The following is a 17919-nucleotide window of genomic DNA, read 5'->3' as shown; positions in this document are numbered from 1 at the left end:
CTGCCCCGACATGCTGGAAATGAAATCGCGCTGGGCACCCTACTGGCAGGCGGCGCCGCTCGCGATCGTCTTCCTCGTCTTCTTCGTCCTGCCGCTTCTGGTGACCTTCGCCGTCAGCTTCTGGACCTATACCGGCTATTCGATCGAGCCCGCCTTCGTCGGCGACAACTACGCCACCGCCTTCGACAAGTGCCTGGCCTCGCTGCCGGACCTCTGCACCACCTTCCGCACCTATCTGTCGACGCTCAAATTCTGCCTGATGGTCTGGCTGATCACCCTCGTGCTCGGCTTCACCATCGCCTATTTCCTCGTCTTCGAGGTCAAGTCGAACAATGCCCGGCTGATCCTGGCGCTGATCACGACGATCCCGTTCTGGACCTCGAACGTCATCCGCATGATCTCGTGGATCCCGCTGCTCGGCCGCAACGGCGTCGTCAACCAGTGGCTGCTCTCGATGGGGCTGATCACCGAGCCGCTCGACTGGCTGCTCTATTCCAACTTCTCCGTCGTGTTGGCGCTCGTTCACCTGAACACGGTCTTCATGATCGTGCCGATCCTGAACTCGATGTCGCGCATCGACAAATCGCTGGTCGAGGCCGCCTACGACACCGGCGCCACCGGCTGGCAGACGCTCTGGAACGTCATCATCCCGCTGTCGAAGACCGGCATCGCCATCGGCTCGATCTTCGTCATCACCGTGGTGATGGGCGATTTCATCTCGATCGGCCTGATGGGCGGCCAGCAGATCGCCTCGGCCGGCAAGGTGATCGAAAGCCAGATCAACGCGCTGCAATTCCCGATCGCCGCCGCCAACGCCGTCGTGCTGCTCGCCGTCGTCCTGATGATCATCTGGACGCTGCTGCGCTTCGTCGACATCCGCAAGGAGCTCTGAGAATGACCGAGGGACGCTCCCGCGCCTTCTATGTCCTGTCGGCCGTCTTCGCCCTCTACGTGCTGTTTCTCTACGGCCCGACGATCACCATCCTGGTGCTGTCGTTCCAAGGCCCGAGCGGCGGCATGACCTTCCCGATGAATGGCGTGTCGCTGCACTGGTTCCACAATCTCTGGGCCGGCATCGGCGTGCCCAACGTCGTCGACGCGCTGTTGAATTCGCTGAAGCTCGGCCTCGCCGTCACGCTGGCGACGGTGGTGATCTCGGTGATGGCCGGCTATGCCTTCCGCCGCCCATTCAAGGGCTCGAACCTGCTGTTCTTCACGGCGATCGCCAGCCTGATCCTGCCGTCGATCGTCGTCTCGCTCGGCATCGCGCTCGAATTCCAATTGTTCAACCAGGGCATCACCGCGCTCGGCGACCGCCTTGTCGACAATTACGTCGATATCGACAACGCCACCGCCTGGACCACCTTCCTCGGCAATGTCGGCATCGCCATCCAGGACAATTTCCAGACCCTGATGGGCCTGTTCACCTCCGGCTTCGGCGCGCATCTGACCTGGACGCTGCCCTTCGGCCTCTTGATCATGTTCGCCGTCTTCAACCGCTTCAACCCGGCCTATGAGGAGGCGGCGCGCGATCTCGGCGCCTCGTCCTGGCAGACCTTCCGCCATGTCGTGCTGCCGATGATCGCGCCATCGCTGATCGGCGTGGCGCTGTTCGGCTTTACCCTCTCCTGGGACGAGATCGCCCGCTCCTCGCAGACCGTGGGCGCCACCAACACGCTGCCGCTGACGCTGCGCGGCCTCACCACCACCGTGACCACACCCGTCATCTACGCGCTCGGCACCGTCACCACCGCCGTCTCCTTCGCGGTCATCGGCACCGCCGTCCTCGTCATGCTGGTCGTCCAGCAGCGCCGCCGCCGGCACGGCTCCGACGCCGGCAAGGGCACCGCCTGACGCTACCCGGGCGGCGTTTCGGCAACACCCGCCGACACCGCCGCCCCGCCTCTCGATGCCTCTGGAACCATTGGCGTTTCCGCCCGTTTCCCCACGGGTCGCATGGAAAACGCTAGGGAATTGAGCGCAAGGAGCACAGCGTATGAGTGCGCATTATGGATATGCAGGTTTCCGCCGACCCGCCGATATCGTCTCCGACAACGTCCTCTCCGACAAGCAGAAGACGGAGACGCTGTTGCACTGGAAGCGCGCCGTCGCGCGCCTGATGCCCTTTGCATCGGATGACGAGCGGGAAGCTTATAGAAACCTAACCATAGAACTCGCCGCTGCGTTGACCCATATCGACATAGTGCCGGTGAGGTTGCATAGTTTCGAGACGACACCCCTCAAGACTACCAAGCCTTGAGCAACACAGGAGTGCCACATGGTGACCAAGACAGACGGCTCCGACCTTTCCGAGCAGGTCAAGGCCATTCAGGCCGAATTGGCGTCCCTGACGGATACGATCCGGAAGTTCGGTTCCGAGCAGGCCAGCGCCGGCGCTGAAGCCCTGCACGGCGTCGCCGGCCGGGCGGGCGAGACCTTCCGCGCCTCGGCCGAGGAAGCACGCCGCCGTGGACACCAGGCGGCTGAAGACATCGAAAGCCACATCACCAAGAACCCCGTCCCGGCCGTGCTGATCGCGGCGGGCATCGGCCTCTTCATCGGCGCGCTGATAGGCCGGCGATGAGCGGCCTGTTCCAGGCCCTGACCAGCGTGGCGGCCGCGGCCGCCACGCAGACCACCGTGCGCACGCTGAAGCGGGTCGGCCTTCTGGCGCTGGCCGGCGTCTTCATCATCATCGGCATCAGCTTCGGCGTCGCCGCCGGCTACCAGGCGCTGTCGATCTCCTACGGCTCGCTGGTGGCGAAGCTCGTGGTGGGCGGCGCGTTTCTCGTCGTCGGCCTGGTCGTGCTGCTGATCGCCAACTGGCGCAACAACCGCCGCCAGCAGCAGGAAGTCGGCACGACCAGCGTGGCGCTCGCCTTCGCGATGGGCCTGCTCGGCGGCCTCTCCCGCAAGCGGTAACCTGGCGTTTCGATCAAACCGTGAAAGCAGGGAGCTTCGGCTCCCTTTTTCGTGTCCGGATTGTCCTCACGCGATCACGTGGCTCGCCGGGATGTCGATCTCGCAGACGACGCCGCCGGGCGTGAATTCGAGCGTGACGTCGCCGTCGAGCGCCTGGCCGACGCTCCGCTCCAACAGCGTCACGCCGAAACCGGACTTCTGCGGCGACTGCACCGAGGGTCCGTTGGTCTCCTCCCAGCGCATGTGGAAGCGGTTGTCGTCGCGAATGGCCCAGCGCAGCGAGATCCGCCCGCCGGGCACCGACAGCGCGCCGTATTTGGAGGCGTTGGTGGTGAGCTCATGCAGCGCCAGCCCGATGTTCTGCACCGCGTCCGGCCGCAGGCTGATGAACGGGCCCTCGATCTTCAGCTGGTCCGAGCCCGGCTCGATCGCCTGGCCGAGCTGGGCGTTGACGAGATCATGCAGGATCGCGCCGTGCCATTCCTGCGCGACGAGCAAATCGTGCGAGGCGGCCATGGCGCGCAGCCGCGCCGAGAAGCGCGACACGAAGGTCTGCGGGTCGTCCGATCGCGCCGCCGTCTGCCGGGCCATCGCCTGGATCACGGCGAGAAGGTTCTTCGAGCGGTGCGTCAGTTCCCGCATGACGAGGCGCAGGTGCGCCTCCTGCAGATGGCTCTCCGTCACGTCGACGACGACGCCGGCGAGCCCGATGACCTCGTGATTGCCCGCCGTCATCGGCTCGATGCGGACCTGGAAGTGCCGGTCGGAGCCGGCGAGCGGCATGACGATCTCGCCATGCTGCGGCTGTCCCGTGGCCACCGCCTCCCGCTTCATGGCGAGGATCGGCCTGCCAACCTCCGGCGGCCAGATCTCCTCGTCGGTGCGGCCGAGCATGATGTCCGGCGCAAGGCCGGTCGGCGGATTGTAGATCCAGTTGTAGCGAAGGTCGGCGTCATGGCTGAACACCATGATCGCCGAGCCGCGCAGCGCCAGGTCGAAGCGCGCATTGGCCAGGGCGAGGCTCGAGGTCAGCGCCTGCAGGCGCGTCTCGTAGTCGTGCCGCTCCGTCAGGTCGAACACGGCCGAGGTCAGGCCGATCGTCTCGCCGGCCGCGTCGCGCAGCGGCTCGATGGAGAGGCGCAGATATTGCGTCCCGCCCTCGACTGTCGACACCACCACGTTCATCGACGTTCCCTGCCCGGTCGAAAGCACGGCGCGCTTGGCCTCGACGATCTGGGCGGCGACATCGCCGGCGAACAGATCCCGGTCCATCTTGCCGATGATCTCTTCCGCGCCGATCTCGAAATGGGGATTGTTGTAGGCCCAGGTGAAGACCAGGTCCTTGTCCTGGTTGAACACGGCGATGTCGGAGCCCGACAGCGCCGCCTCGAAGCGCTGGTTGATCTCCTTCCACTCGCGCGTCCGCATCCGCACCGTCTCCTCGAGCTCGCCGCGGATATCCGTCAGCTGCCGCATGGTGTCGATGTGGGAATCGATCTCGGACTTCAGATGCGCGTTGTTGCGCTGGAGCTCGCGCGGCGACGGCAAAGCGAGCAGTTCCGGCAGGGCGAAGCGGATCAGGAACACCGCGACCAGCGCGATCACCGCGGCGACGCTGTCGAACACGCGCTGATAGGCGGGCGAGGGAGAGAACAGCGAGAAGGCGCCGACGCCATGCGAGAGCGTGATGCAGAGGAGCAGCAGCACGAAAGCGAGCGCCACCCGCTTGTAGACGCCGGGCAGATCGCGGCGCTTGACCAGGAAAGTGATCGTGGCGATCGCGATGCCGAGCGTGCTCGCGGCGATCAGCGCGCGCGGGATCGCTCGCAGCAGGGCTTCTTCCCGGCCGACCAGATCCGGCAGAAAGTGCAGCAACCAATCCATCAAGGGTCCTTCCGGGATAGACGCCGCGCGCCCGCGGGTCCACCGGCGTTCCCGGCAATTCTACACCGTTCCCGAAGCCGGAAGACACGCGACGTCGCTGCCGTCCCTGCCGCGCCGGGGCGACAGGGACGGCCGGCCGAGGATCACGCCGCCATGGAGGCGGTCGAATTGAAGAACAGCGCCTGGCTGATCGCCGCCTTCACCGTGCGCGGGTCGAACGGCTTGGTCAGCAGGAAGGTCGGCTCCGGGCGCTCGCCGGTGAGGAGGCGCTGCGGGAAGGCCGTGATGAAGATCACCGGCACGCTGAAGCCGGCGAGAATGTCCTTCACGGCGTCGATGCCCGAGGAGCCGTCGGCGAGCTGGATGTCGGCGAGAACGAGGCCCGGCATTTCCCGCGCCGCCGCCTCGACCGCGTCGTCGCGCGTCCGCGCGATCGCCGCCACCTCGTGGCCGAGTTCCTGGACGATGCCCGAAAGGTCCATCGAAATCAGCGGCTCGTCCTCGATGATGAGCACGCGCGTATGCGTCTGCCGGTCGATCTCGGCGAGCGCGTCGGCGAGCAGCGGCTGCACGCGCTCGGCCGGGATGCCCATGACGGCGGCGGCGTCCACATCGGAGAAGCCTTCCATCGTGGTGAGCAGGAGCGCCTGCCGGCTCTCGGGCGTCATCGCCGCGAGGCGCTGCTGGGCGGTCGTTTCCTGCCGGCTCAGGCCGTCGATGGAGGTATCCGCCCCGTTCTGGGTGCCGGACCAGATGGCATGGAACAGCCGGTAGAGCGCAATCTTCGGATGGACGTTGCGATCGATCACGCCGGGTTCGTTGACGATCGCCTGCAGGCAGGCGCGCACATAGGCGTCGCCGCTCAACTGGCCGCCGGTCAAAGCACGCGCATAGCGCCGCAAAAGTGGGAGATGCGGTGCTAGGGCCTGCGACAGACTTTCGGGCATAGGTTCCCCCTCTTTGGGCTCAAGATAGCAACAGAACGTGGCACATCGAATTCGGTTCCGGAATCACCGGAACCATTTTTGACCTTCCGCATTGCCAATCGAGCAGTCGGACCGCTGCGGTTACAAAGGACGGGGCCTTTGGGCACTCAGGAAAAGAAGATGAACAAGGAAAGCATGGTGAAGGACGCCGAGCTTCGTACGACGCCCTCACCCGGGCCGAGCACGCAAGGAGAAAAGGAGGACTGGATTGGTCGGCAGTTGCGCCGTGTCTTCGACAGTGCACTGAGCGAGCCGCTGCCCGACGATATCATGTCGCTACTCGATCGACTCGACGACGCGCCGCCCGCTGGAAATCCGGAAGGCTCGAAGGGGTCCGCATGACTCCATCGCGATTGTCCCGAGATCCGGCCCGGCGACTTGGCCTGACGACCAGGACCAGGACGACCGGACCAAGACGAGATACGCAGGGAGAGCGTCATGAAGAATGAACTGGTCGAAGCGCTGCCGATGCTGCGCGCCTTTGCCCGTTCTCTGAGCGGAAACCGGGATCGCGCCGACGATCTGGTGCAGGAAACCGTCATGCGCGCGCTCGCCAACCGCGACAAGTTCCAGGAAGGCACCAATTTGCATGCCTGGCTGGTGACGATCCTGCGCAACCAGTATTATTCTGAAGGCCGCAAGCGACGGCGCGAAGTGGAAGACGCCGAGGGCGCCCACGCCGCCCGCCTCGCCGACATCGGCGCCCAGCATGGGCATCTCGAGCTCGACGACTTCCTCCGCGCCATGCAGCTGCTGCCGGACGAGCAGCGCGAGGCCCTCGTCCTGATCGGCGCCAGCGGCTTCTCCTACGAGGAAGCGGCCGAGATCTGCCAGGTCCGCGTCGGCACGGTGAAGAGCCGCGTCTCGCGCGCCCGCGCCCGCCTCGAGGAAGTCATGCGCGGCGGCGTCGCGCTGCCGCCGGTCGAGATGGCCAAACGCTCGGTCCAGGAAATCCAGAAGGCCATGGCAGTCCGCGGCAGCTGAGGCGGAGCTATTCAGCTTCGGCTGAATGGATCCCGGCTCGGAGGCCGGGATGACAGCGAGCTTGGGGCGGCGGGAGTGCCAGGCTTATCCTTTACTCTACCTGAGCCCATCGATGACCTGCCCGGCCCGAGCCACGCTCCCCGTCATCCCCGCGAAGGCGGGGATCCATGCAGCTGTGGCCTTGGAAGGCCGAACCTCCCGATGCTCCGGCTGAATGGATCCCGGCTCGGAGGCCGGGATGACGGCGAGCTTGGGGCGTGAAACGACGTCCTGAACCCTCCCCTTGAGGGAGGGTCAAGACCGCCTGATGGCGGTCTTGGGGAGGGGGCCTTCGTCGGATTTGCCGCTAGCAGCGAATTACCCCCTCCCGAAAACGCGAAGTGCGTTTTCGACCTCCCCTCAAGGGGGAGGTTCAAGAAAGGAGGCCGGCTCCCGCCATCATGGCCGGCTCCTTACGCTGATCACGGACCGCCCCAAATACCAAAAGGCCCGCGATCAACAATCGCGGGCCCTGTCGTTCTGGCGGCTGGCTAGACCTCAGGCCCGCCGCATCAAGTGCATGACGCCGGAAATCAGGAACAGGATGATCGCAACCACGAAGATGATCTTCGCGATGCCGATTGCCGTCCCTGCGATACCGCCGAAGCCGAGGACCGCGGCGACCAGCGCGACGACAAGAAAGAAAATCGCCCAACTCAGCATCAAATCCCTCCACGGGTGCACGCGGCAGATGTGCCGCTCGCATATCCAATGCGAGAGATTTGACGAGGTTCCGTTGCGACGCCGGCTTACTCGCCGGCGCTTTCCCGACCGGTGATCTCGATGCCGAAGCCCTGCAGGCCGACATACTGGCGCTCCTGGGACGACAGCAGGCGGATCGAGCGGACGCGCAGGTCGCGCAGGATCTGCGCGCCGACGCCGATCTCGCGCCAGCGCTCCTTGCGCTGCCGCGCCGACAGGTGGCGCTCCTCGCCGTCGCCGGCGGCCGAGCCGTCGGGCCGGACGACGGCCGGATCGCGGATCAGCACGAAGACGCCGCGATCGGCGGCGCCGACCTTGCGCAGCGTCGTCTCCAGCCAGCCCTTCGAATCCGGCCCGCGCGAGATCAGGTCAGAGATCGGATTGGCGCGGTGGATGCGGACGGTGACGTCGGCCTGCTCGGCGACATCGCCGAAGACGATGGCGAGATGCTGCAGCGGATCGAACGGCGTCTCGTAAACGAAGGCGGTGGCGGTGCGGCCGCCGACCGGTACCTGGAAGCTGTCGACCACCTTGACGAAGCTCTCGGTGCGGGCGCGATAGGCGATCAGGTCTTCGATCGAGACGATCTTCAGCCCATGCTCGGCGGCGAATTCCAAGAGCTCGGGCAGGCGCTTGACGGTGCCGTCGTCATTGACGACCTCGGCCAGCACGCCGGCCGGCTCCAGCCCGGCGAGGAGCGACAGGTCGGTCGCCGCCTCGGTGTGGCCGGAGCGGATCAGAACGCCGCCTTCGCGCGAGATCAGCGGGAAAATGTGGCCCGGGCGCAGGAAGTCGGAGGCGGTGCAATTGTCGTTGGCGAGCGCCTGGATCGTGTTGGCGCGCTCCTCGGCCGAGATGCCCGTCGTCAGCCCGACCTTGTAGTCGACGGTGACGGTGAAGGCGGTGCGCATCGGGTCGCGGTTATTGGCGACCATCGGCGGCAGGTGCAGCGCCTCGGCCCGGTCGGCGCTGACCGGCACGCAGATGATGCCGCTGGTGTGGCGGATCATGAAGGCGACCTTCTCCGCCGTCGCCTTCGACGCGGCCATGATCAGATCGCCCTCGTTCTCGCGATCCGTATCGTCGACGACCACCACCAGTTCGCCCGCGGCGATCGCGGCGACGGCTTCTTCAATCGTGTTGAGGGCCATGAGCCAAGTCCTGAAAGCAGGGAAGATGACGCTCTTATAAGCGATCGCCAACCGATCGCCACTGCGGCCATGCGGAAACCAGTTGTCTGATGACCCGCTCCCCCTTACCAGTATCGCCACCGCGAAGGTGCGCGGCCGAGCCGCGCGAAGAGGGAAGAGAAGACGAATGGCAGATATCAAGCGTTTTTCCGGCCGTGGCGCGATCGTGACGGGCGGCGCGTCGGGCATCGGTTTCAAGACGGCCGAGCGCATTGTTTCCGAGGGCGGAACGGTTTGTCTCTGGGACGTAGACGCTGAGCGGATCGAAGCCGCCAAGGCAGCCCTCGGCCCGCAGGCGCATGGCGTCAAGCTCGACATCTCCAAGCCCGATCAGGTCGAGGCCGCCGCCAAGACCGCCGAAGGCCATCTCGGCAAGATCGACATCCTGATCTGCTCGGCCGGCGTCGCCGGCAAGAACGCCCTCGTCGTCGACTACCCGATCGACGAATGGCAGCGCGTCTTCGACATCAACGTGCACGGCCTGTTCTATTGCAATCGCTTCGTCGCGCCCCTGATGCAGAAGAACGGCTATGGCCGCATCGTCAACGTCGCCTCGATCGCCGGCAAGGAAGGCAACCCGACCGCCTCGGCCTATTCCGCCTCGAAGGCGGCGGTGATCGGCCTCACCAAGTCGCTCGGCAAGGAACTCGCCAAGGACAACATCACCGTCAACGCCATTACCCCGGCGACGATCGACACGCCGATCCTGAAGCAGGTCAGCCAGGCGCATATCGACTACATGCTGTCGAAGATCCCGATGGGCCGCTTCGGCACCGTCGAGGAAGCCGCCGCGATCCTGACCTGGCTCGCCAGCGAAGAATGCTCCTTCACCACCGGCGCCGTGTTCGACCTCTCGGGCGGCCGCGCGACGTACTGATCGCGCCGCTTTTTTGAAAGAAGCCTCCGACCCGGCAGCGGGCCGGAGGCTTTCTTTTGTCGTCTCAGACCGCCTTGCGCAGGCCGAGCGCCGCGGGGCCGGCATAGACCGCCTCGGCGCCGAGCGCTTCCTCGACGCGCAGCATCTCGTTCCACTTCGCCATCCGCTCGGAACGCGAGAACGAGCCGACCTTGAACTGCCCGGCGTCCCAGCCGACGGCGAGATGCACGATGGTGACATCCTCCGTCTCGCCGGAGCGGGCCGAAACGATGGTGCCGAAACCGGCCTTCTTGCCGGCCTCCAGCGCCGCCCTGGTCTCGGTGACCGTGCCGGCCTGGTTCGGCTTGACCAGCACGGCGGTCGCCGAGCCCTTGGCCGCCGCCGCCTCGACGCGCGCTGCGTTGGTGACCAGATAGTCGTCGCCGATCACCTGGCAGCGGTCGCCATAGCGCTCCGTGAAGGCGAGGAAGCCGGCCTCGTCGTCCTCGGCGACGGGATCCTCGATCGACAAGATCGGATAGGCGTCGAGCCAGCCGCCGAGCAGGTCGATCATGCCTCCCGTATCGAGCTCGCGGTCGTCCAGCGCCAGTCTGTAGCGGCCGTTTCGGCCGAATTCGGAGGCGGCGATGTCGAGCGAGATGCCGACATCCGCGCCCGGCGCGAAGCCGGCGTCGGTGATGGCGCCGACCAGCGCGTCGAGCGCTTCCTCATTGGAATTGAAGGCCGGCCAGAAGCCGCCCTCGTCGGCGACGCCCTGCAGCTTGCCGGCCTTCTTCATCCGGAGGCCGGCGGCGCGATAGACCTCGGCCGTCCAGTCGAGCGCCTGGGCGAAGGAGGAAGCGCCCGGGCAGATCAGCATGAAGTCCTGCACGTCGACGCGCCGCGCCGCATGCGCGCCGCCGCCAAAAATCTGGATCTCGGGCACCGGGATGCGGACCTTGTTGCCCGCCGCTAGATAATGCCAGAGCGGCGCGCCCGACGCCGCCGCTGCCGCGTGCAGCACCGCCATCGAGGTCGCGATCAGCGCGTTGCCGCCGAGCCGGCCCTTGTTCGGCGTGCCGTCGAGCGCGATCAGCGCCGCGTCGATGCCGGCCTGGTCGGCGGCATCCATGCCGGCGAGCGCCCGCGCGATCTCGCCCTGCACCGAGGCGACGGCGCGGGTGACGTCCTGGCCGCCGAAACGCGCGCCGCCGTCGCGGAGGTCGACCGCCTCGCCGGTGCCGGTCGAGGCGCCGGCCGGCGCGATGGCGCGGCCGACGGCGCCGGAAGCGGTGTGGATCTCCGTCTCGACCGTCGGCCGGCCGCGCGAATCCCAGACCCGGCGGCCGATGACCTTGCTGATTGTCGTGTCGTTCACTGCGAAATTTCCTCTTCCCAGGCGTCGCGGATGGCGGCGAGCGTCGTCGGCGGGGTGGCGATGAGCGGACGGGCGACGCGGCGTACCCGCGCCTTGTCCTCGTCGCTCGTGATGTATTCGGCCGGCGACTTGCCATCGACGCGGGCGAGCAGCAGCCCCGGCAGCAGGCGGGCGGCGCGCGCCTCGATTTTTTCCCGCGGTTCCCAGCGGGCCGCATCGAGATAGGCGCCGGCGAGCGCGTCGAAGCAGGCGAGATAGGCGGCGCGGGAGGCCGGAACCCAGAGGCATTTCAGCAGCATGTGGTTCAGGCAGAAGGCGAGGTCGAAGGCCGGGTCGCCATACCAGGCGCATTCGGCGTCGAGGAACACCGGTCCCTTCGGCCTGACCAGGATGTTCTTCGGGCTGACATCGCCATGCACCAGCGCGATCTTGGTCGCCAGCGTCTCGCGCGACAGCGCCATCAGCGCGGGCGCGAGATCCGGATGCGCCTCGGCGGTCGCCTCGAGATAGGGCTCGAGCCGGATCGAGTGGAAGATCGCGTCGGTGTCGAAGCGGGCGGCGCATTCGGCCGAATGCGCCGTCGCCGCGTGGATCGCGGCGATCGTCCGTCCAACGGCGGCGGCAAAGGCCGGATCGGCGCGGCCGGCGCGGAGCTCCGCCTTCCAGACCGGATGATCCTCCGGCTTCAGGTAATCCATGGCGAAGGCGCCGATGCCGGCGTCATGCGCCAGGATATGCGGCACGGCGTCGGGCGCGATGCGGCCCGCCGTCAGCAGCCATTCCACCTCGTTGCCGTTGCGCGAGACCGGCGCCCGCCAGTCGCGCGCCACGCGGAGCTTCGCCAGCGCCCGCTTCACCGCGAAACGCCGGCCTCCCGCCTCGATCCGCCAGATGTCGGACGCGACGCCGCCGGTCAGCGGTTCCGCCACCATGGGAGCGCCTTCCTCCACCAGGCCGGCGCGCACCAGCCACGCCGCGAGCTCGCGGTCGATCGTCTCCATCCCGTCGCCTCCCGAGGCATCTCTTCCCCGCTCCCCGAGCCGCGTCTGCGCGCTGCTTCGAAGGCGGTCGTTTCTGTCTAGAGCCGTCAGCGTTCCATGGAAACGCCTGACGGCTCCAGCATTTTGTTCATTCGCGCTTTCCCGACGCGAACCGGCGTTCCCTTCGCTCGAAAATCTCCGGGCGATCGGTGCTTGAAAAACGCCGGGCGCGACCCAACCTTCCGTCGGGGCATGCTTCCGGTTCCTGCCGAGGAACCGGCTTGGCGGGATTGCCGTCACCCTTCGGGCCCGGGATCTGTGGCGGATTTGCCGCAAATTTCCCCGTCCCGAACAAAATCGACGGCGGCGACGAAAAAATCGCCAGAGACTCTTCCCAGCTTACCTTGACTTAACGGCACATCCCCCGCATCTGCTGCGAGCGAACATTCATTCGCATGTTTTGTGGGTGCCCATGACGGCTCTTGTCCATCCCGATCCCGCCGAAACGCCCGTCCGCGAAAGCGTGCAGGATGCCCGGCGGAGCCAGATCCTCGACGCGGCGCGCACCTGCTTCGCGCGCTCCGGCTTTCGCGGCGCGTCGATGCAGGAGATCTGCGCCGAGGCGAAGATGAGCCCGGGCGGTCTCTATCGCTACTTCCCCTCCAAGGAAGCGATCATCGAGGCGATCGCCCAGGACGAGCGCTGCGGCGCGGCCGAGCTGATCGAGACGATGCGCGGCTCCGCCCCGCTGCTCAACCGGATGATGCACTGCGCCATGGGCTATTTCGCCTATATGCGCGATCCCGGCGCCTGCGAGCTGATGGCCGAGATCAGCGCCGAGAGCCTGCGCAACACCGAGATCGGCAAGCGCTTCGCCAAGATCGACGAGAGCGTCCGCGACATCATGCGCGAGATCTTCGTGGAATCGATCGAGAAGGGCGAGATGCCCCCGATCGAGGACCTCGATGCCACGATCAGCCTGATCCAGGCCGCCGTCGACGGCATCGCCCTGCGCCAGATCAACGACCCTGACCTGACACTGCCCCGCGTCGAGCCGCTGCTGCGGCGGCTACTCGCGGGTGTCCTGGGATTGAAAGCCTGAGCGACCTGACGGCGGCATGAGACCGCCCTTGTCTGCATGACCAGAGGAGGCCGCCCCCGCGGCCAGACAAACCATGAAGCGCATGACCCGCCTCGCGGCCTCGGCCGCCTTCGTCGCCGCCATCGCCGCCGGAGCGCTGGCGCTGCCGGACTCGATGTTCCCCGCCGCCGCCAACGAGCCGGCCCCCGCCCCCGCGGCGCCGAAGCCGCCGGCCATCACCGTCGTCCCCGCCGCGCGCAAGGAAATCGTCCAGACGGCGATCGTCGTCGGCTCGCTGGTGCCGCGCGAGGAAGTGCTCGTCGGCGTCGATCTCGACGGCTACCGGCTGACCGAGCTCGCGGCGGAGGAAGGCGACCACGTCAAGGCGGGCCAGGTGCTCGCCCGCCTGTCGACCGATACGCTCGACGTCCAGCTCGCCCAGAACGCCTCGTCGCTCGCCCGCAACGACGCGGCGATCGCGCAGGCGAAGAGCCAGATCGCCGAGGCGACCGCCATCGAGGCGCAGGCCAACGCCGCCTTCGATCGCGGCCAGTCGCTGAAGACCAAAGGCATCGTCGCCCAGGACGCGCTCGACGTGCGTGAATCGACGGCGAAGACCGCCGCCGCCCGCCGCGACGCCGCCACCCAGGGCCTGGCGCTCGCCGAGGCCGACAAGGCACTGACCGAGGCGCAGCGCCGCGAGCTGCTGCTGCGCGTCACCAAGACCGAGATCAAGGCCCCGACCGACGGCCTGGTGCTGTCGCGCTCGGCCCGCATCGGCGCCATCGTCTCCGGCGGCGGCGAGCCGCTGTTCCGCCTCGCCGAGGACGGCGCCATCGAACTGCAGGCGCAGGTGCCGGAAGCCGAGCTCTCGCAGATCGCCGTCGGCCAGCCGGTGACGATCACGGTGCCGGGCATCTCCGAAGGCATCCAGGGCTCCGTGCGGCTCGTCTCGCCGAAGATCGACGATGCGAGCCGGCTCGGCCGGCTGCGCGTCGCCCTGCCCGCGGGCGCCAAGGTCAGCGCCGGCGCCTTCGCGCGCGGCACGGTCGAGTTGGCCCGCCGCGAAAGCGTGAGCATTCCCGTCTCGGCCGTCGTCACCACAGCCGGCGAGGCGACGGCGCAGGTCGTCGTCGACGGCAAGATCCAGACCCGCCCGATCAAGACCGGCATTTCCGGCAAGGGCATGGTCGAGGTCGTGGAAGGCATTGCCCTCGGCGAGGCGGTCGTGCTGCGCGCCGGGACGTTCGTGCGCGACGGCGACGCCGTCACCGCGGTCGAGGCGCAAGGCGAGGCCAAGCAGAGCGAGGGAGCGAAGGGATGAGCTGGAACTTTTCCGCCTGGGCGATCCGCAATCCGGTTCCGCCCATCCTGCTGTTCGTCGTGCTGTGCGCCTTCGGCATCGTCTCGTTCATGGGACTGCCGATCACGCGCTTCCCCAACATCGACGTGCCGCTGATCTCGGTCAACGTCACCGATGCCGGCACCGCGCCGGCCGAGCTGGAGACGCAGGTCACCAAGAAGGTGGAGGACGCCGTCGCGTCGATCACCGGAGTCAAGCATGTCAGTTCGACCATCACCGACGGCCAGTCCTCGACCGCCATCGAATTCCGGCTTGAGGTCAACACCGACCGCGCGCTGAACGACGTCAAGGACGCCATCGCCAAGATCCGCGGCGACCTGCCCAAGACCGTCGACGAGCCGATCATCCAGCGCATCGACGTCGAGGCCCAGTCGATCCTGACCTATGGCGCGCTGGCGCCGACGCTGTCGCCGGAGCAGCTCTCCTGGTTCATCGACGACCAGGTCATCCGCGACCTGCAGGCGCTGAAGGGCGTCGGCCGGGTCGAGCGCATGGGCGGCGTCACCCGCGAGATCCAGATCCGCCTCGATCCGGACCGGCTGATGGCGCTCGGCGTCACCGCCGCCGACGTCAACCGCCAGCTTCAGATCACCAATGTCGATCTCGCCGGCGGCAAAAGCGAGGTCGGCAACCAGGAACAGACCATCCGCACGCTGGCCGGCGCCAAGTCGATCGAGGATCTCGCCAATGCGCGGATCGTCATCTCCGGCGGCCGCGAGGTCCGGCTCGGCAATCTCGGCACGGTCGAGGACCATTGGGAGGAGCCGAAGTCCTTCGCCCGCCTCGACGGCAAGCCGGTCGTGGCGCTCGCCGTCTATCGCGCCAAGGGCGCCAGCGATGCCTCGGTCGCCGACGTCGTCAACGCCAAGATCGCCGAGATCGGCGCCGCCAATCCGGACGTCTCCTTCTCGATCATCGACAACACCGTCCACTACACCTACGGCAATTATGAAAGCGCGATGGACACGCTCTACGAGGGCGCCATCCTGGCCATCCTCGTCGTGCTCTTGTTCCTGCGCGACTGGCGGGCGACGCTGGTCGCGGCCGTCGCGCTGCCGCTTTCGGCGATCCCGACCTTCTGGGCGCTGTCGATGCTGGGCTTCTCGCTCAACCTCGTCAGCCTGCTCGGCATCACGCTCGTCACCGGCATCCTTGTCGATGACGCCATCGTCGAGATCGAGAACATCGTCCGCCATACCCGCATGGGCAAGAAGCCCTATCGGGCGGCGCTGGAGGCCGCCGACGAGATCGGTCTCGCCGTCATCGCCATCTCGACGACGATCATGGCGATCTTCGCCCCGGTCTCGTTCATGGGCGGCATCGCCGGCCAGTACTTCAAGCAGTTCGGCCTGACGGTTGCGATCGCCGTGTTCTTTTCGCTGCTCGTCGCCCGCCTGATCACGCCGATGATGGCCGCCTATTTCATGCGCACGCCCTATGCCGGCGACGGCTCGGACGGCGAGCCGGTCTATCAGGGCTTCCGCAACGATCTCGGCCGCAAGCTGCGCGCCGTGATCCCGGTCGCGGTGGTGATCGGCCTCGGCGCGCTGGTGCTGGAAATCACCGGCGAGGGCCTCGTCGGCGTGCCGCTGCTCGGCACGCTCGCCGAGCGGGTCACCGCGATCGGCTGGACCCGGATCGCGCTCTATGCGCTGGCGATCGCCGCCGGCTTCGCGCTGGTGCGCGCCTGGCTCGGCCAGCCGCATCCGGCCGAGGAGCATGACGGCCTCGTCATGCGTCTCTATACGAGCCTGCTCAAGGCGACGCTCGCCCGCGGCATGCGCTGGGTGACGCTCGCCGCCGGTATCGCCACGTTCGCCGGCTCGATCTGGGCGACCGGCCTGCTGCCCTCGGAATTCATCCCCGAGGGCGACGAGGGCCGGCTTGCCGTCTCGGTCGAGCTGCCGCCGGGAACCGGTCTCGCCGAGACCACCCTCACCACCGACAAGATCGCCTCGGCGCTGCGCACCCTGCCGCAGATCCGCAGCGTCTTCGTCATGGGCGGCACCTCGCCGACCGGCACGCTGGAGACGCGGCGCGCCGCCGTCATCCTCGAGCTGGTGCCGAAGGCAGAGCGTACTGTCAGCCAGAAGGACATGAAGCCGCTCGTCGCCAACGTGCTCGCCGGCATTCCCGACATCCGCTTCTACGTCGTCAACGAGCGCGGCGACCGCGAGACGACGATCGCCGTCACCGGCAAGGACGGCGACGTCGTCGCCAAGGCGTCGGGCGATCTCGAGGCGGCGATGAAGGCCGACCCGATGTTCCTGAACCCGGTCGCGCTCTCCTCCTTCGCCCGGCCGGAAATCCGCATCGTGCCGAAGCTCGACGAGGCCTCGGCGCTCGGCATCGCGCCGGACCGCATCTCGGAGACCATCCGCGTCGCAACCACCGGCGACGCCGACGCCAACTTGGCCAAGTTCACCGTGGACGGCCGCCAGGTTCCGATCCGCGTCGAGCTCGACCGCGTCGCCCGCTCCGATCTCTCGGTGCTGTCGGCGCTGCGCGTGCCGCTGCCGGCCGGCGGCTCGGTGCCGCTCTCGACCGTCGCCAATGTCGGCTTCGGCCAGGGTCCTGCGACGATCGAGCGCTATGACCGCGAACGACTGGTCAAGGTCGGCACCGACATGGCGCACGGCTTCACCTCCGGCCAGGGCACCGAGCGGATCAAGACGATGGACGTCGTCAAGAACTTCCCCGCCGGCGTCCGCCTGCAGGATACGGGCGATGCCGAGGCGCAGGCCGAGGTGTTCTCCGCCTTCGGCGTCGCCATGGGCTCCGGCATCCTGCTGGTCTTCGTCGTGCTGATCGTCCTGTTCAACAGCGTGTTCCAGCCGCTGACCATCCTCGCCTCGCTGCCGCTCTCGATCGGCGGCGTGGTGGCGGCGCTGCTCCTGACCAACAACGCGTTCTCGATGCCTGTCATCATCGGCATGCTGATGCTGATGGGCATCGTCACCAAGAACGCGATCATGCTGGTCGACTTCGCCGTCGAGCAGGTCAAGCACGGCATGGACCGCAAGGAGGCGATCATCGATGCCGGCCGCAAGCGGGCGCGGCCGATCGTCATGACGACGATCGCCATGGGCGCCGGCATGCTGCCGGCGGCGCTGGCGCTCGGCGAAGGCGGCGAGTTCCGCGCGCCGATGGCGATCGCGGTGATGGGCGGCCTGTTCCTGTCGACGATCCTGTCGCTGGTCTTCATCCCGTCCGTCTACACGATCATGGACGACCTCTCGAAGCTGGTCGGCCATCTCTTCCATCGCGCCTTCGCCCCCAACGAGGCGGACGAGGGCGAGACCGAGCACGAGCCGCCGCTGCCCGCGCTTACCAAGGAAATGCGGATCGCCGCCGAGTAAGGCCCGCGTTCCGGGTCTTCGAAGAAGGCCCCTCACCCCAACCCTCTCCCGCAAGCGGGAGAGGGCTTTTTTTTGCGCGCTGCGTCGATCTTCCCGCTCAAGGCCGGGCCGGGTCAGCGCGTCGTCCTCGCATCGCATCAGCCTGCCGGCCCAGCGGTCCGATTGCCGCCCCCTGACGGCCGCGAGCGAAAATGC

17 protein-coding genes are annotated in these 17919 nt (G+C 67.3%); 11 read left to right on the top strand and 6 right to left on the bottom strand.

The window, feature by feature from the left end:
* Positions 1–10: 10 nt before the first annotated feature.
* From K32_RS01120 to K32_RS01100, 5 genes are all read left to right on the top strand, one after another.
* Complete coding sequence (locus K32_RS01120) at positions 11–892, top strand: ABC transporter permease (RefSeq protein WP_201402261.1); 882 nt, start codon at positions 11–13, stop codon at positions 890–892.
* Positions 893–894: 2 nt separating this feature from the next.
* Entirely contained in the window at positions 895–1854 is a 960-nt protein-coding gene (locus tag K32_RS01115) for an ABC transporter permease (RefSeq protein ID WP_201402260.1), read from the top strand.
* A 142-nt stretch (positions 1855–1996) separates the two neighbouring features.
* Positions 1997–2260, top strand: coding sequence for a hypothetical protein (locus K32_RS01110; protein WP_201402259.1), 264 nt, complete (start codon positions 1997–1999; stop codon positions 2258–2260).
* A gap of 18 nt (positions 2261–2278) precedes the next feature.
* Complete coding sequence (locus K32_RS01105; protein ID WP_201402258.1) at positions 2279–2584, top strand: YqjD family protein; 306 nt, start codon at positions 2279–2281, stop codon at positions 2582–2584.
* Positions 2581–2922: a hypothetical protein gene (locus K32_RS01100; RefSeq protein WP_201402257.1), complete on the top strand. Its 342-nt coding sequence runs from the start codon at positions 2581–2583 to the stop codon at positions 2920–2922. Before K32_RS01105 ends, K32_RS01100 begins: the two co-directional genes overlap by 4 nt.
* Before the next feature lie 66 nt (positions 2923–2988).
* Here K32_RS01100 and K32_RS01095 read toward each other — a convergent pair whose 3' ends face one another.
* On the bottom strand, positions 2989–4806 hold the full coding sequence (locus tag K32_RS01095; protein WP_244670025.1) for a sensor histidine kinase: 1818 nt from the start codon (positions 4804–4806) through the stop codon (positions 2989–2991).
* Between the two features lie 143 nt (positions 4807–4949).
* A complete protein-coding gene (locus K32_RS01090) occupies positions 4950–5753 on the bottom strand; it encodes a response regulator (RefSeq protein WP_201402255.1) in 804 nt (267 codons plus the stop codon).
* Positions 5754–5912: 159 nt separating this feature from the next.
* On the opposite strand from K32_RS01090, the gene K32_RS01085 reads away from it, so the two are divergent.
* Together K32_RS01085 and K32_RS01080 are read left to right on the top strand one after the other, a co-directional pair.
* Positions 5913–6134: a NepR family anti-sigma factor gene (locus tag K32_RS01085; RefSeq protein WP_201402254.1), complete on the top strand. Its 222-nt coding sequence runs from the start codon at positions 5913–5915 to the stop codon at positions 6132–6134.
* A 96-nt stretch (positions 6135–6230) separates the two neighbouring features.
* Positions 6231–6776 (top strand): sigma-70 family RNA polymerase sigma factor, encoded by a 546-nt coding sequence (locus K32_RS01080; RefSeq protein WP_201402253.1) that lies wholly within the window; start codon positions 6231–6233, stop codon positions 6774–6776.
* Between the two features lie 537 nt (positions 6777–7313).
* Here K32_RS01080 and K32_RS01075 read toward each other — a convergent pair.
* Both K32_RS01075 and ribB read right to left on the bottom strand, forming a co-directional pair.
* Positions 7314–7478 (bottom strand): DUF1328 domain-containing protein, encoded by a 165-nt coding sequence (locus K32_RS01075; RefSeq protein ID WP_201402252.1) that lies wholly within the window; start codon positions 7476–7478, stop codon positions 7314–7316.
* An 86-nt stretch (positions 7479–7564) separates the two neighbouring features.
* On the bottom strand, positions 7565–8668 hold the full coding sequence (ribB, locus tag K32_RS01070; RefSeq protein WP_201402251.1) for a 3,4-dihydroxy-2-butanone-4-phosphate synthase: 1104 nt from the start codon (positions 8666–8668) through the stop codon (positions 7565–7567).
* Between the two features lie 166 nt (positions 8669–8834).
* Between ribB and K32_RS01065 the strand changes: the two genes are divergently transcribed.
* Positions 8835–9584, top strand: a complete 750-nt coding sequence (locus K32_RS01065) for an SDR family NAD(P)-dependent oxidoreductase (protein ID WP_201402250.1) — start codon at positions 8835–8837, stop codon at positions 9582–9584.
* A gap of 64 nt (positions 9585–9648) precedes the next feature.
* Here K32_RS01065 and eno read toward each other — a convergent pair whose 3' ends face one another.
* Both eno and K32_RS01055 read right to left on the bottom strand, forming a co-directional pair.
* Entirely contained in the window at positions 9649–10941 is a 1293-nt protein-coding gene (gene eno / locus K32_RS01060; RefSeq protein ID WP_201402249.1) for a phosphopyruvate hydratase, read from the bottom strand.
* Positions 10938–11942 (bottom strand): phosphotransferase family protein, encoded by a 1005-nt coding sequence (locus K32_RS01055; RefSeq protein ID WP_201402248.1) that lies wholly within the window; start codon positions 11940–11942, stop codon positions 10938–10940. The genes eno and K32_RS01055 overlap by 4 nt, the downstream gene beginning before the upstream one ends.
* A 451-nt stretch (positions 11943–12393) precedes the next feature.
* Between K32_RS01055 and K32_RS01050 the strand changes: the two genes are divergently transcribed.
* The 3 genes from K32_RS01050 (at position 12394) to K32_RS01040 (ending at position 17724) form a co-directional block, all read left to right on the top strand.
* Positions 12394–13023, top strand: a complete 630-nt coding sequence (locus K32_RS01050) for a TetR/AcrR family transcriptional regulator (protein WP_201402247.1) — start codon at positions 12394–12396, stop codon at positions 13021–13023.
* Between the two features lie 73 nt (positions 13024–13096).
* The gene (locus tag K32_RS01045) at positions 13097–14326 is read left to right on the top strand and encodes an efflux RND transporter periplasmic adaptor subunit (RefSeq protein WP_201402246.1); all 1230 of its coding nucleotides are present in this window, start codon (positions 13097–13099) and stop codon (positions 14324–14326) included.
* Entirely contained in the window at positions 14323–17724 is a 3402-nt protein-coding gene (locus K32_RS01040; RefSeq protein ID WP_201402245.1) for an efflux RND transporter permease subunit, read from the top strand. Before K32_RS01045 ends, K32_RS01040 begins: the two co-directional genes overlap by 4 nt.
* Positions 17725–17919: the final 195 nt, after the last annotated feature.

It is taken from the genome of Kaistia sp. 32K (assembly GCF_016629525.1).
GTDB lineage: Bacteria > Pseudomonadota > Alphaproteobacteria > Rhizobiales > Kaistiaceae > Kaistia.
This window is presented reverse-complemented; position numbering and strand designations above follow the sequence as displayed.